This is a genomic window from Labrenzia sp. 011, from assembly GCF_003075075.1.
Taxonomy (GTDB): domain Bacteria; phylum Pseudomonadota; class Alphaproteobacteria; order Rhizobiales; family Stappiaceae; genus Roseibium.
Window position 1 is genome coordinate 79,651 of the sequence record NZ_QCYM01000017.1, and the last position, 15,118, is coordinate 94,768.

Below are 15,118 nucleotides of genomic sequence, written 5' to 3' on the forward strand. Positions count from 1 at the left end.
AAGATAACCCGCTTACGTGAGATTATTTGCAATGAGCGCCCCAGACAAATCAAATATGGAGAGATATCAGCATGCTCCTGCCCCTGCCCCGCACGACAGACCTGAGGGTAACAGGCGGTCTTGCCTGGAATGACCCGAAGCGGGCGCTCTATCCGCATGAGGCGGTTCTGTGGCCCGCAGAGGTGCCGGAGCACGTGCTTTTCAAGCGCAGAAGCCAGTTGCTTGTGCGCAGATGGCGCCGGCGGCAGTTGAAACGGATCCTGTGGTTCCACTGGTTCCCGGCCCGCTTCCGGGGCGAACAAGCCGCCGTGACGACGTCCTGCCCGGATGCCGCGCGCAACACGTCCTGTTGAACGGAAGGTGGCTTGCAGGAATGCGCGCGAACCGTCAGTCTGGCGCCGGCGTTCCGCCATCCGCTTTCTGTCCAGAGTTTTCCCATGTCCCGCGACGAGTTCGACGCCTTCTGCAGCCGGTTGCCCGCAACCACGCATGTCATACAATGGGGCAATGCCTCCGTGTGGAAGGTTGGCGGCAAGATCTTTGCCATCTGTTCGACCTGGGGAAAAGGCGACCTGCCCCGGTTCAGCTTCAAATGTTCCGACCTTTCCTATGCGCTGCTGATCCAGCAGCAGGGCCTGATCCCGGCGCCCTATCTTGCCCGGGCGAAATGGGTGCAGATGGAGGAGGACGGCGCGCTCGACGACACGGACCTGAAGGCCTACATCGAAGCCGCCCACAAGATCATTTCCGCGAAACTGACCCGCAAGCAGCGCAGTGAGCTCGGCCTTGCGGTCTGAACCGGCCCTGAAATGGCGCTCGCTCGGCCTGCTCATGCTGGCCGAGATCGCCGCCATGAGCCTGTGGTTCATGTCCGCCGCCATCCTGCCCGACCTGACCCGGGAATTCGGCATCTCCCCGTTCCGGCAGGCCGCGCTGTCCAGCGCCGTCCAGATCGGCTTTGTCGCCGGAGCCCTCGTCTCCGCGTTTCTGGGACTGGCCGACAGGATAGATCCGCGGCGCCTCTTTGCGGCCTGTGCAATCCTGGCCGGGATTTTCAACGCCGGCTTTCTGGTGATCGAGCCGGGCGGGACACTCTCGATCCTGGCCCGGTTCGCGACCGGCGCCCTGCTGGCGGGGGTCTATCCGGTCGGCATGAAGATCGTTGTCGGCTGGGGACAGAAGGATCGCGGATTTCTGGTCGGATTGCTCGTCGGCGCGCTGACCTTCGGGTCGGCCGGTCCGCATCTTCTGGCGCTGCTGGGCGGCACCGACTGGCGCTGGAGCCTGACGGTCGCCTCGCTCGCCTCCGTGGCGGGCGGCGTCCTCTGCCTTCTGACCAGCCTCGGTCCCTATCACGCACGGGCCGCGCGCATGCAGGTCCGCGCCATCCTGACGGCCTGGACCAACCCGGGGATCCGCTATGCCTATGTCGGCTATCTCGGACACATGTGGGAGCTCTATGCCATGTGGGCCTGGATCGGCGTTGCGCTCGCCGTGTCCTTTGCCCCGCATATGGCAGCGGAAGACGCCCTTCCCCTCGCCCGGCTGATCGCGTTCCTGGCCATCGCGGCGGGCGGCGCCGCCTGTATCGTTGCCGGCGTGGCTGCCGACAGGATCGGCAAGGCCAATATCGCCGTCATCGCCATGGCCGTCAGCGGCACCGCCGCTCTTGCCTCCGCCCTCACCTTCGGCGGTCCGGTCTGGCTGACGATTGTCTGCGTTCTGGTCTGGGGCGCGGCGATCCTGCCCGACTCGGCCCAGTTTTCCGCGCTTGTCGCCGACTACGCACCGGCGGAGCAGGCAGGCAGTCTGATGACCTTCCAGACCGCCCTCGGATTTGCGCTGACCTTCTTCACCGTACAGCTGACACCGCTCGGGGTGGATCTCATCGGCTGGCCAGGCGTCTTCGCCCTCATGGCCATCGGCCCGCTGTTCGGGATCTGGGGCATGATACGCCTGAAACGGCTTGCGTAACTCGGCGCTGCGAAAAATCCGCGTCCGTCCCGGTAAGGCCCAGCGCGAGCCGGGCCCCCTGCCGATCCCCTCCTCACTCTGCCCTTCGAGAGGTCCCGGATGTGCGTTTCACGCCGTCCGGGACGGCTGCGGGAGAGGCGAGTGCAAAAACACGGCCGTCATCTTTTACCTTCCGGCATCACCAGCTCAAATTCCGCATGTCCGAAATCCTGCCCGTTGATGCTCCAGCCTCCTGTCCGTGATCCTTCCGGTATGCCGGAGGACCGCCGGGTCTGCCAGCCCGGTTTTCAGGCCTCCTGACACGGTCTGTCAGGAGAAGTCACTCCGGAGTTCCGCGCGGCGCATGGAAACCGGCCGATAAAAAGCCACCCCGGTGGCCCGGGGTGGCAGGTTCGGGTCTTCCGACCCGTTCCGGTCCGCCGCTGCGGTCCGTTATCCGATTTTCCGGCGTCAGGGCAACCGGCCGTCAGTCGATCCGGCGGCCCGTCTGCGCGTCGAAATAGTGCACATTTTCCGGCGCCACCTTCAGGGTCAGCTTTTCCCCGGCCGGATGGACCGCGTGGCTGGAGACACGCACCACGAGTTCCGGGCCGCCGTCGCCGAAGCCCGCATAGATGAAGCTTTCCGCACCGACCGGCTCGAGCACGTTGACGGTGACCTCCAGGGTCAGTCCGTCGCCCGCGGTCGCACTGTCCACCACTTCCATGTGTTCGGGACGGATGCCGAGGGTATAGGCGTCCCTGCCCTTGGTGTTGGGGCCGGAAAGTCCCGTGCCGCCGTCCAGCGAAAGGGTGCCGCCATCGGCCCTGACCTGCAGAAGGTTCATCGCCGGCGAGCCGATGAAGCTGGCCACGAAGGTGGAGGCCGGCCTGTCGTAGACATCGATGGGCGCACCGATCTGCTCGATGTTGCCACCATTGAGCACCACCAGCCGGTCCGCCAGGGTCATGGCTTCGAGCTGGTCGTGGGTGACATAGACACTGGTGGTGCCCAGCGCCCGCTGCAGGCGCTTGATTTCGACCCGCATCTGGACGCGCAGCTTGGCGTCGAGATTGGAGAGCGGTTCGTCGAACAGGAAGGCGGCCGGTTCGCGGACGATCGCCCGGCCCATGGCGACGCGCTGGCGCTGGCCGCCGGACAGCGCTCGGGGCTTGCGGTCGAGATAGTCGCCGATTTCCAGAATGCCGGCCGCTTCCCGCACCCGGCGGTCGATCTCCTTCTTGTCCATGCCGCGGTTTTTCAGGCCGTAGGCAAGGTTGTTGTAGACCGTCATGTGCGGATAGAGCGCATAGTTCTGGAACACCATGGCGATGTCGCGGTCGGCCGGATCGACATTGTTGACCACCCGCTCGCCGATCCGGATATCGCCGGTGGTGATTTCCTCCAGGCCGGCGATCATGCGCAACAGGGTCGACTTGCCGCAACCGGACGGGCCGACGAGGACGATGAACTCACCGTCCGCGATGTCGATGGAAACGCCTTTGACCGCTTCCACCTTGCCCGCGTAGACCTTGCGGACCGTGTCGAGAGTAATCGTTGACATTCAATACCTCACTTGTCGCTCTCGACGAGCCCTTTGATGAACCAGCTCTGGAAGACGATCACGACCAGAACCGGCGGCAGCATCGCCAGGATGGCCAGGGCCATCGCCTGATCGTAATCGGGGATCTGCGCGCCCACCCAGACCTGCAGGATCTGCTTGATGCCGCGTACCAGAGTGAAGAAACCCTCGTCCGTCGTGATCAGCGTCGGCCACAGATACTGGTTCCAGCCGTAGACGAACATGATGATGAAGATCGCCGCGATCATCGTCTTGGAGATCGGCACGAGGATATCGATGAAGAACTTCCACGGCCCGGCTCCGTCGATCCGTGCCGCTTCCAGGAGTTCGTCGGGCACGGAGAGAAAGAACTGCCGGAAGAAGAAGGTACCCGTCGCCGAGGCGATCAGCGGCACGATCAGGCCGGAATAGGTGTTCACCATCCCCAGTTGCTGCACGATCTCGTAGGACGGCAGGATGCGGACCTCCAGCGGCAGCAGCAGGGTGCAGAAGATCACCCAGAAGCAGAAGGAGGCCGCGGGAAAGCGGAAATAGACGATGGCATAGGCCGCCAGCATGGAAATGACGATCTTGCCGATGGCAAAGCCGAAGCCGAGGATCATCGAGTTCTTCAGCATCACCATGCCGTTGACTTCCTTGGTGAAGCCGCCGGCGCGGGTGAGTACGGTCTCATAGGCGCTCAGGCCCTGGTCGCCGATCGAATACTGAAGGCCGGTCCGGTAGATGGTGACCGCATCGTGGGTCGATGTCAGGAAGGCCAGCACCACGGGCGTGACCATGAAGAACACACCGGCCAGCAGAACGATGTGATCGGAGATCTGAAGTTTTCTCATCGCCGCCTCTCCTTACGTGTAGTGCACGCGCCGTTCGATCAGGCGGAACTGGATGATTGTCAGGATGAAGACCACGAGCATCAGCAGCACGGACTGCGCGGAGGAACCGCCCAGATCGTTGCCTCGGAAACCGTCGAGATAGACCTTGTAGACCAGCGTGACCGGGTTGTTGCCCGGCTCGGTCTTCAGCACCACGTCGATGATCCCGAAGGTGTCGAACAGGGCATAGGTGATGTTGATGATCAGCAGGAAGAAGCCGGTCGGGGCGAGCAGTGGAAAGGTGACGGTCCAGAACCGGCGGAAGCCGGAGCGGCAATCGATGCTGGCCGCTTCCTGCACGGATTTGGAAATCCCCTGCAGACCCGACAGGAAGAAGATGAAATTGACCGGAATCTGCTTCCACACCGAGGCGATGATCATCGCGAAGGCAGTGTCGTAATAATCGACGCCGATCTGCATGTGCCAGCCGAACATGGCCACGAACTTGACGATCGGACCGACGTGCTGGTCGAACAGCAGGATGCCGATCAGACCGGCAACGGGCGGTGCCACCGCATAGACCCACATGAGCAGGGTCTTGTAGGAGGAAGCGCCGCGCAGGACCTTGTCCGCCTTGACCGCCAGCAGCAGGGCAGCGCCGAGGGACAGGACCGTGACCAGGAAGGTGAAGACACCGGTGAACCGGGCCACACGGGCGTAGTTGGTGGACGTGACCGTATCGATGAAATTGTCGAAGCCGACAAAGGTCGAACCGAAGCCGAAGGGATCCTCCAGATAGAAGGACGAGCGCACCGCCTCGGCCGCCGGCCAGAGGAAGAAGACCGCGACGATCGCAATCTGCGGAAACAGCAGCAGATAGGGGATCGCCGGCGTGTTGAATTGGACTTTTTTCATCGCCTCACCGCGAACGACGTAGCGGGCTTTCCGGTTTCCCGGACAGGCCCGCCACATTTTGTGGAATGAGGATGCCCGAAGGCACCCTCATCTTGATGGTCGCAAAGTGGCGATCAGTTGTCGATGGTCTTGGCGAAGCGGGAAAGCAGCTTGTCGCCGTCGGCCTTGATGGTCGCGAACGCGTCCTCGACGGAGGTCTCGCCGGAGAAGACCTTGCCGAGTTCACGGTTCATGACATCGCGGATCTGGACGTAGAAGCCCATCCGGTAGCCCTTGGTCCACTCGCCGGCCGGCAGGGACAGCTGCTGGATGCCGACTTCGGCGGCCGGAGTGCGCTCGTAGTGGCCGTCCTTCTTGGCCAGTTCATAAGCGGCTTCGGTGACCGGCACATAACCGGTTTCCCTGTGCCACATGTACTGGACTTCCGGAGAGGTCAGATACTCGAAGAAGGAGGCGGCACACTTGTTCTCTTCATCCGACTTGCCGGACATGGCGAACAGGGCCGCACCACCGATGAAGGATGCCGTGTTGGCGCCTTCAACCGCATCCCAGTACGGCAGGAAGGTTGCGGAGAACGGGAAGTCGACGGTGTCGGCGATGCCGCCGAAGGAGCCGGAAGAGCCGATCCACAGGGCGACCTTGCCTTCGTTGAAGGGCTGCTGGTTGTCGCCCCAGCCGGTGCCGTAGTAGCCGAAGAGACCTTCGTCGAGCCACTTCTTGGCGGCCGTGAAGTGATTCTTGATCGGCTCGCCGAAGACCAGTTCGGTGCCGGTCGCACCGTCATAGCCGTTGTTGTTGGTTGCGAACTGCAGGTCGTGACGGGATTTGAAATTCTCGACGAATTCCCACGGCAGGTGAGACTGAACGAGCGGAATGTAACCGGCTTCCTTCAGCTTCGGAGCGATCGCCTCGAATTCCTCGTAGGTCTTCGGAGCTTCGACACCGGCCTTCTTCATCGCATCGTCGTTGATGTAGAGAATCGGCGCGGAGGAGTTGAACGGCATGCCGATCATCTTGCCGTCGCTGTCGGCGTAGAAGTAGCGGACACCGGCGATGTAATCTTCGATATCGAAGGGAACGCCGTTGGCCTTCAGCAGGTCCTCGACCGGCTCGACGGCGCCCTTGGCACCGATGATGGTCGCGGCACCGGCGTCGAAAACCTGGATGATGTTCGGCTGTTCGCCGGCACGGAACGCGGCAATGCCGGCGGTCAGCGTGTCTTCATAGCCGCCCTTGTAGACCGGGGTCAGGCTGCAGGCATCCTGAGAAGCGTTGTAATCGGTGGAAATCTGGTTGACGACTTCGCCGAGCTTGCCGCCCATTGCGTGCCACCAGGTGATGTCGGTCGCCGCATAAGAAGCGGCGGAAGTGCCCATGAGGGCCGCCGCAGCCACCAGGCTGGCGACTGTCTTGCGATAAGCCATATTCATTGCTCCCATCTAGCAGGGCCTGTTAGCCCCGGTCAGCAGTTGGTCTCTTTCACAATGCCTATCTGGCTCGATCGGCATCAGAAACGATAACGCCTGCGTTTCGTATTGTTTTCATATGAACGTTATGTGACGCTCATATGAACATTAAAAGACGCCACGACCGCGTCCGTAAGCAGAAACGGTTTCAAAGCCGCAAAACCCTGTTCCGTGCCCGTCGCAGCAACCTGCTTCCTGCGGTCAGGCAGCACCGCCCGACCAGACATTCCCTTGCGGCAGGACGCTTCGGCCGGGCAGGCGGACCGCTCAGGCAGGAAGACAGGTGGGGACGTTCAGGCAGGGATCCGCATCGCGATTGCGACCGCCTCAGACGCCACCTGGGCCCCGTTCATATGAACAGACGATGACAGCAGATCGCGCGCGCCTGCGCACGTGGGGCAAACGGCTTGAGGCCGGCCCATCCGCATGGACTGCGGCGGGTCCTATTCCTTGCCGAATATCCGGCGTTTGGTGCTGGCGGAAGAATGCAGGATCTTGTTGAAGAGGTAGTGCTTGGCGCGCATCTCGACAAAGCGCAGTGCATATTCAAGCCTGCCGGCCAGGCTCCGGCGCGCGCGCGGGCCCGGGGTCAGGTGCCTGATGATACGGCCTTCGCCGCACAGCTGTTCGATCCACTGGCGCTCCGCATCCCAGTCGTGGGTCTGCTGCTTGCCCTGGTGGGTGAAGCCGAAGAGATGGATCTGCGCCTCGGGATAGAGCTCCAGAATTTCGGCGATGATCGAGGCCCCCGATGTGGGGTTGCTCTGCTCCAGCGCGTCGAATGCCTTCAGGCGGGCGCGGGCCCGGGTGGTGGGGCCGAAGCCGAGATAGCGCGGCCTGCACTGCCTTTCGAACAGCCAGTCCACCCGGCCGTTCTCCTCGATGTCGTTCACCCAGACCTCCGGCGCGCGGTGCAGGGCAAGCGGATTGACCCGCTTGCTCATATAGACCCGCGCCCGGTTGAGCATCAGGGCATCGACCCGCTGGCCCGCCGCTCCGCAGGCCGGCGCGCTGTTGAAGCGCAGCACGAAATCCGCGTCGTCGATCAGCGCCGCATCGGCCTGCGACACGGGTCCGTTGCCGACGATGGAAATCGTCCTGATCGGCCCTATGTCCGGTATGCCGCCCATCATCGCCTGTCCCCGAATTGCTGTGACGGGCCGTATAGCAATCCGGCGCCCGACCGGCAACGGCTGTTTGCCGCGGGAGGAGGCGGACCGGACCATCTCCGCCCGCCCCGTCGCATATGGATGCCGCGGGGCGAAGCTCCGGGACATCCCCGTATCAACGGGGTCGGGACCGAAGGCGTGCCGGTTGCATGAAAGCCGGTTCCGCACGCGGCCGGCTTGCGCTAGATTCGCATGACAGAAGGTACCGGTGCCGCAGACGATGTCCCTGAAATTTTCCTCCGTCTTTCCCCTGAAGAAGGCCCGCGCCCACGAAGTGTGCGGCGATGGCGCGCTGGCGTTTGCCGCCATCAGTGCCGGGCTTGCCCAAGGGGCCGTCGTATGGGTGTCGGAGCACCGTCAGCCGGTGGTCAACCCGGAAGGGCTTTTGCCCTATTGCGATCCGGGCCGGTTGCTCGTCACCCGGGCCGACAGCCAGAACAACGTGCTGGCCAGCGCCGAGACGGCCCTGCGCTCGGGGGCGGCGGGTCTCGTGGTCGGCGAACTCACCGGCCCCATCGGCCTGACCGAAGGCCGGCGCCTGCAACTGGCCGCCGAAGCCGGCAACACCACGGCGCTGCTGATCCTGCCGGACGGGGCGGGAAGCAATGCGGCGGAAACCCGCTGGCGCTGCGCGGGACTGCCCCCGGCATCCGCTCTGTCCCAACGTCAGATCTCTCCTCCGCAGAACGGCCCCGACTCGACTCGCTGGCGCTGGTCGCTTATAAAGAACAAAATAGGAACACTGTCTGAATGGATCGTAGGTTGGGATGCAGCGGCGCATCGTGTCATTGTGGTTTCCGAGGCTGGCGGCTGAGCGTGTCTTGCGCGCCCATCCGGTCGACGCGCCCTTCGCGCTGACCCTAACCGAGCGCAATTCGGAGCGCATTCATGACCTTTGTCCGCGCGCCGAAAGTTTCGGCCTGCAGCGCGGCATGACCTTGGTACATGCGCGCAGTTTCTGCCCCGGCCTGCTGACACGCCCCGCCGACCCGGACGCCGACCAGCGCTTCCTGCGTCTTCTGGCAAGATGGGCGACACGCTATTGCCCCTGGGTGGGGCTCGACGGGCGGGACGGGCTCTTCCTGGACATTACCGGCTCGGCCCATCTTCTGGGCGGCGAGGCGCCGCTTCTGGACGACATCCGCGCCCGGCTGGCCCGCGCCGGCCTGTCCGCCCGCCTCGGCCTGGCCGGCACTCCGGGCGCGGCCTGGGCGCTCGCCCGTTTCGCGGAAGGAATCGCCCCGCCCGGCGAAAGCCTGTCCCGGCTCGGCCCGCTGCCGCTGTCCGCCCTGCGCCTTGCCGACCAGACCTGCACCAGTCTGGAACGGCTCGGCATCGCGACGGTTTCCGACCTTCACAATCTCCCCCGTGCCACAGTCGCCCGGCGCTACGACGCGGATGTGCTGCGCCGTCTCGACCAGGCCCTCGGCGCCACCGGGGAACAGATCTCGCCCCTGCAGGAGGCGCCGGGCTTCGCGGTCCGCCTTACCCTGCCCGACCCGATCGGCCTCCTCGACGACGTGATGGCCGGCACCCGGCGCCTGACCGGCCATCTGTGCGCCCAGCTGGACAAGGCCCAGAAGGGCGCGCGCATGCTGCGGCTGACCCTGCGCCGGGTGGACCAGGAAAGCCAGGCGGTCGAATTGCGCCTCGCCCGGCCCATGCGCGATCCGGAGCGCATCGCGGCGCTGTTCGAACGCGGCGTCGGCGCGGTGGATGCCGGCTATGGCATCGACATGATCCGCCTGGAAGCGGTCGAGATCGAGGCGCTCGGCATGCGCCAGCTCGACCGGGCCCAGAACCGGGAAAAGGACAGTCTCGACGACCTGGTCACCCAACTCGGCAACCGGCTGGGGCTGGAGAACATCCTCCGCTTCCAGCCCGTTGACAGTCATATTCCGGAACGCAGCTTCACGCTTGTGCCCGCCGCTGGCAGCCCCCCTGCCCCGGCCTGGCCCAGCCGCCGCCGCCGGCCCCTGAGGCTCTTCGCACCCGAACCGGTGATCGCCTCGGGCTCCGGGGTCCGTCAGGGGGGCGAACCGCCGCCCCGCTTCCGCTGGCGCGGCCGCTCCCTGACCACCGCCCAGGCCGAGGGACCGGAGCGGATCACCCCGGCCTGGTGGGAAAACGACGACAGCTGGCGCGGCGGCCTGCGCGATTACTGGCGCGTGGAAACCGGCGAGGGCCGGCGGCTGTGGCTATTTCACACCCCCCAGGCGCCACGCGCGCCGGGATGGTACGTCCAGGGGGAGTTCGCCTGATGCCCTGTCCCCTCGCGGATACCGTCCGGTCCGGGGCGGCGGAAAGGGCATGCCCGGGAGAGGACGCGTCAGATCAATCCCGCTCCCGCCCCCGCACGGTCATCCCCGGCTCGACCGGGGATCCAATCCACCGTCCCGCACATCCGGAGAGCCGGAAAGGGTACGGCGGGGCCGCAGCCGCCGTGCCCGAACAGCAGCGCCCTGCGAACGAATGGATCCCCGGTCAAGCCGGGGATGACCACGGAGGATGCCGTGACCGCTCAGGGCCGGGACATCGGGAGGGGCATGACGAAGCCTCGGAGCCTGTGCATCATTGCAGAGGTACCGGCAGACACCCCTGCCGTCCCGGAGGTGATCCGGGACCTCCCCGGCACGTCCCCGAGGCAAGGCCCCGGCTCAGGGCCGGGGCGGCGGAAAGGGCATGCCCGGGAGAGGACGCGTCAGATCAATCCCGTTCCCGCCACCGCACGGTCATCCCCGGCTCGACCGGGGATCCAATCCACCGCCCCGCACATCCGGAAAGCCGGAAAGGGCACGGCGGGACCGCAGCTGCCGTGCCCGAACCGCAGCGCCCTGCGAACGAATGGATCCCCGGTCAAGCCGGGGATGACCACGGAGGATGCCGTGACCGCTCAGGGCCGGGACACCGGGAGGGGCATGGCGGTGCCTCGGAGCCTGTGCATCATTGCAGAGATACCGGCAGACACTCCCGCCGTCCCGGAGGTGATCCGGGACCTCCCCGGCACGCGCCCGGGGCAAGGCCCCGGCTCAGGGTCGGGGCGGCGGAAAGGGCATGCCCGGGAGAGGACGCGTCAGATCAATCCCGCTCCCGCCCCCGCACGGTCATCCCCGGCTTGACCGGGGATCCAATCCACCGCCCCGCACATCCGGAAAGCCGGAAAGGGCACGGCGGGACCGCAGTTGCCGTGCCCGAACAGCAGCGCTCTGCGAACGAATGGATCCCCGGTCAAGCCGGGGATGACCACGGAGGATGCCGTGACCGCTCAGGGCCGGGACACCGGGAGGGGCATGGCGGTGCCTCGGAGCCTGCGCATCATTGCAGAGACACCGGCAGACATTCCCGCCGTCCCGGAGGTGATCCGGGACCTCCCCGGCACGCCTCCGAGGCAAGGCCCCGGCTCAGGGTCGGGGCGGCGGAAGGGGCATGCCGGGTGGAGGGCGCGTCAGACAAAGCCGACACCCGCGCCCACACGGTCATCCCCGGCTCGACCGGGGATCCAATCCACCGCCCCGCACATCCGGAAAGCCGGAAAGGGCACGGCGGGGCCGCAGCTGCCGTGCCCGAACCGCAGCGCCCTGCAAACGAATGGATCCCCGGTCAAGCCGGGGATGACCACGGAGGATGCCGTGACCGCTCAGGGCCGGGACACCGGGAGGGGCATGGCGGTGCCTGCCGGCAGATGCTGACGGACGGAGGACGGCGATGAGTTCCCTGCCCTCTCCTGGCCCGTTCCGTGCCGAGCCGCTGCGCTATGCGGAGCTGTGCGTAACGTCGAATTTCACCTTCCTGACGGGGGCCTCCCACCCGGAGGAGCTGGTGACGCGGGCGGCGGCGCTGGGGCTGGAGGCGATCGCCATCACCGACCGCAATTCGCTGGCCGGGGTGGTGCGGGCGTTTTCGGCACTGAAGGAGATCCGGCGCGCTGCGGCCGAAGAGGGCGTGCCCGTGCGCTCCCATGCGCAGACGGACCCGTCCTCCCGTCAGGTCACGACCGCCGCGCCGCCGCTTGTCCTGCCCGCGCCACAAGACCCGGCCGGAACCGCAACCGCCGCCACGCCCCGCGATGCCGCGCAATCGGCTCCCCTCAAACTGCCGCGCCTGATCGTCGGGGCACGGCTGGTGCTGCGGGACAGTCCGGTGGAATGGGTGGCGCTGCCGACCGACCGGGCGGCCTATGAGCGGCTCAGCCGGTTGCTCACCCTCGGCAAACGGCGGGCGGAAAAAGGCGACTGCCATCTGGAGTTCGCCGACCTTGAGACCGCAGCCAGCGGACTGATCCTGATCGCCCTGCCACGGATGCCCGATCCGGCGGAAGGACTTTGTGAGGCGGCTAAGGATCATGTCCGCCGGCTGCGCGAGGCAGTGCCCGGACATGTGTTTCTGGGCGCCGCGCCGCGCTATGACGGTTCGGACCAGGCATGGTTCCGCGCCTGCGCCCGGGCCGCCCATGCGCTGGCCGCGCCCATGGTCGCCGTCGGCGACGTGCTGATGCATCATGCCGGGCGGCGGCGGCTGGCCGACGTGCTGACCTGCCTGCGCGAGGGCTGCACCATCGATGCCATCGGCACCCGCGCCCTGCCCAATGGCGAGCGGCGGCTGAAATCGCCGGCCGACATGGCCCGGCTCTACCGCCATCACCCGGCGGCGCTGCGGCGCAGCGTCGAGATCGCCACCCGCTGCAGCTTCGACCTCGCGGAGCTGTCCTACGAATATCCGGACGAGATCACCGGTGACGAGAGCCCGCAGGAGCGGCTGGAACGGCTGACGCGCGAAGGCCTTGAGCGGCGCTACCCGCAAGGCGTGCCAGCCAGCGCCCAGGCGCTGGCGGAAAAGGAACTGAAACTGATCGCCAAGCTCAGCTTCGCCGCCTATTTCCTCACCGTGCACGACATCATCCGCTTTGCCCGCAGCCGGCACATCCTGTGCCAGGGGCGCGGCTCGGCGGCCAACTCGATCATCTGCTACGCCCTCGGCATCACCGACGTGGGGCCGGAGACCATCACCATGGTCTCCGAACGATTCATCTCCGAGCACCGGGGCGAGCCGCCGGACATCGATGTGGATTTCGAGCATGAGCGCCGCGAGGAGGTGATCCAGTATATCTACGAGCGTTACGGCCGCCACCGGGCGGGGCTGTGCGCCACGGTCATCCATTTCCGCTCGCGCGCGGCGACCCGCGAGGTGGGCAAGGTGATGGGTCTGAACGCCGATGTCACCGCCGCGCTCACCGGGCAGATCTGGGGCAGCTCGAACAAGGGGCCGGAGGAGGCGCGGGCGAAGGAGATCGGTCTGGACCTGACCAATCCGCGCGTCATCCAGACCATCGAGCTGATCCGCGAGATCATCGGCTTTCCACGCCATCTCAGCCAGCATGTCGGCGGTTTCGTGATCACCCGGGGGCGTCTCGACGCGCTGTGCCCGATCGAGAATGCCGCCATGGAAAACCGCACCGTCATCGAATGGGACAAGGACGACATCGATGCCCTCGGCATCCTCAAGGTGGATATCCTCAGCCTCGGCATGCTGACCTGCATCCGCAAGTGTTTCGACCTCCTGAAGGACCATCACGGCCGGGCGCTGACCCTGGCCAGCGTGCCCCAGCACGACACGCCCACCTATGACATGCTGTGCAAGGCCGATGCGGTCGGCGTCTTCCAGGTGGAAAGCCGGGCGCAGATGAACTTCCTGCCACGCATGCGCCCGCGTGAATTCTACGATCTGGTCATCGAGGTGGCGATCGTGCGCCCCGGGCCGATCCAGGGCGGCATGGTGCACCCCTACATCAACCGCCGCCAGGGCCGCGAGGCTGTCGTCTTTCCGTCGAAGGAGCTGGAGGCGGTGCTCGGCAAGACGCTCGGCGTGCCGCTGTTCCAGGAGCAGGCGATGCAGATCGCCGTTGTCGCCGCCGGCTTCACCCCGTCGGAAGCCGATACATTGCGCCGCTCCATGGCAACCTTCCGGCGCATGGGCACCATTCATCAGCTGAGGGAAAAATTCATCTCCGGCATGCTGGCGCGCGGTTACCCGCTGGAATTCGCGCAGAACTGCTTCGGCCAGATCGAGGGTTTCGGCGAATACGGCTTTCCGGAAAGTCACGCGGCTGCCTTCGCCATGCTGGCCTATGTCTCGGCCTATCTGAAATGCCACTTCCCGGCGGAATTCGCCTGCGCCCTGCTCAACTCCCAGCCGATGGGCTTCTACGCCCCGGCACAGATCGTGCGCGACGCGCGCGATCACCAGGTGGAGGTCCGCCCCGTATGCGTCAACACCAGCTCCTGGGACTGCACGCTGGAGCGACGCGGCGACGGCGCGCTGGCGCTCAGGCTCGGCTTTCGCCAGATCAAGGGTCTGAGGGAGGAAGACGCCGCCTGGATCGTGGCCGCGCGCGGCAACGGTTATCCGGACCCGGAATCCCTGTGGCTCAGGACCGGCGTCGCACCGGCGACCCTGGAACGCCTTGCCGAGGCCGACGCCTTCGCCGGCATGGGCCTGAGCCGGCGCGCGGCCCTGTGGCAGGTCAAGACCATCCGCAGCCCGAAACCGCTGCCTTTGTTCAACGATCCCATCGACGGCGAGGCGATCTTCGAGCCGCAGGTGCAGCTTCCGGCCATGCACCTGGGCCAGGAGGTGGTGGAGGACTATCTCTCAACGCGTCTGACCCTGCGCGCCCACCCGATGGAACTGCTGCGCCCGCATATCCCCGGCCTGACCCCGCACGACCGGCTGGCCATACTCTCCCCGCGCGAGGCACGCCGGGTCTCCGTCTGCGGCCTCGTCATCACCCGCCAGCGCCCGGGCACGGCCTCGGGCGTCATCTTTCTGACGCTGGAGGACGAGACCGGCGTTTCCAACGTGGTTGTCTGGCCGAAAATCTACGAACGGTTCCGCCCCACCGTCCTCGGCGGCCGCCTCGTCAAGGTCACCGGCCGTCTGGAACGCGAGGGCCAGGTCGTGCATCTGATCGCCGACCATATCGAGGATCGCTCCGCCGACCTCTCCCTGCTCGGTCACCCGAACGGCGACGTGCTGGGACAGACGACGGCCAAGACCGACGACGTGCCGGTGCACATGAAACCGCCCCCAAGGCCCCGGGCGATGCATCCGCGGGACCAGGCGAAGCGGCTGTTTCCGAGCCGGGATTTTCATTGAGGGGGATTGCCTGTGCAGCAGGCTCGGGCGCATGCCACCCGCGTGACCGATGCACGCCCTGCCACCCCA

At 65.9% G+C, this 15,118-nt stretch carries 11 protein-coding genes; 6 read left to right on the forward strand and 5 right to left on the reverse strand.

Annotated features, from left to right (window positions below):
• Nucleotides 1-71 precede the first annotated feature (71 nt).
• From DCO57_RS17095 to DCO57_RS17105, 3 genes are all read left to right on the forward strand, one after another.
• A complete protein-coding gene (locus tag DCO57_RS17095; protein ID WP_116700122.1) occupies nt 72-353 on the forward strand; it encodes a hypothetical protein in 282 nt (93 codons plus the stop codon).
• An 84-nt stretch (nt 354-437) separates the two neighbouring features.
• Nucleotides 438-797, forward strand: a complete 360-nt coding sequence (locus DCO57_RS17100) for an MmcQ/YjbR family DNA-binding protein (RefSeq protein WP_116700138.1) — start codon at nt 438-440, stop codon at nt 795-797.
• On the forward strand, nt 787-1,974 hold the full coding sequence (locus DCO57_RS17105) for an MFS transporter (protein ID WP_208978004.1): 1,188 nt from the start codon (nt 787-789) through the stop codon (nt 1,972-1,974). Before DCO57_RS17100 ends, DCO57_RS17105 begins: the two co-directional genes overlap by 11 nt.
• A gap of 466 nt (nt 1,975-2,440) precedes the next feature.
• Here DCO57_RS17105 and DCO57_RS17110 read toward each other — a convergent pair whose 3' ends face one another.
• The 5 genes from DCO57_RS17110 to DCO57_RS17130 form a co-directional block, all read right to left on the reverse strand.
• A complete protein-coding gene (locus tag DCO57_RS17110) occupies nt 2,441-3,517 on the reverse strand; it encodes a sn-glycerol-3-phosphate import ATP-binding protein UgpC (protein ID WP_116700123.1) in 1,077 nt (358 codons plus the stop codon).
• A gap of 8 nt (nt 3,518-3,525) precedes the next feature.
• Nucleotides 3,526-4,368 (reverse strand): sn-glycerol-3-phosphate ABC transporter permease UgpE, encoded by an 843-nt coding sequence (ugpE, locus tag DCO57_RS17115; RefSeq protein WP_116700124.1) that lies wholly within the window; start codon nt 4,366-4,368, stop codon nt 3,526-3,528.
• A 12-nt stretch (nt 4,369-4,380) separates the two neighbouring features.
• Complete coding sequence (locus tag DCO57_RS17120) at nt 4,381-5,262, reverse strand: ABC transporter permease subunit (protein ID WP_116700140.1); 882 nt, start codon at nt 5,260-5,262, stop codon at nt 4,381-4,383.
• A gap of 113 nt (nt 5,263-5,375) precedes the next feature.
• Nucleotides 5,376-6,686: an extracellular solute-binding protein gene (locus DCO57_RS17125; RefSeq protein ID WP_116700125.1), complete on the reverse strand. Its 1,311-nt coding sequence runs from the start codon at nt 6,684-6,686 to the stop codon at nt 5,376-5,378.
• 485 nt (nt 6,687-7,171) lie between these two features.
• Nucleotides 7,172-7,861 carry a hypothetical protein gene (locus DCO57_RS17130; protein ID WP_133192697.1) on the reverse strand — a complete coding sequence of 230 codons (690 nt, stop codon included), beginning with the start codon at nt 7,859-7,861 and terminating at the stop codon, nt 7,172-7,174.
• Between the two features lie 244 nt (nt 7,862-8,105).
• Here DCO57_RS17130 and DCO57_RS17135 point away from each other — a divergent pair, with 244 nt between their 5' ends.
• The 3 genes from DCO57_RS17135 (at nt 8,106) to DCO57_RS17155 (ending at nt 15,049) form a co-directional block, all read left to right on the forward strand.
• Entirely contained in the window at nt 8,106-8,711 is a 606-nt protein-coding gene (locus DCO57_RS17135; protein WP_165814769.1) for a hypothetical protein, read from the forward strand.
• Nucleotides 8,712-8,718: 7 nt separating this feature from the next.
• Nucleotides 8,719-10,158, forward strand: coding sequence for a DNA polymerase Y family protein (locus DCO57_RS17140; RefSeq protein WP_244287963.1), 1,440 nt, complete (start codon nt 8,719-8,721; stop codon nt 10,156-10,158).
• Nucleotides 10,159-11,602: 1,444 nt separating this feature from the next.
• Nucleotides 11,603-15,049 carry an error-prone DNA polymerase gene (locus DCO57_RS17155; protein ID WP_116700130.1) on the forward strand — a complete coding sequence of 1,149 codons (3,447 nt, stop codon included), beginning with the start codon at nt 11,603-11,605 and terminating at the stop codon, nt 15,047-15,049.
• Nucleotides 15,050-15,118: the final 69 nt, after the last annotated feature.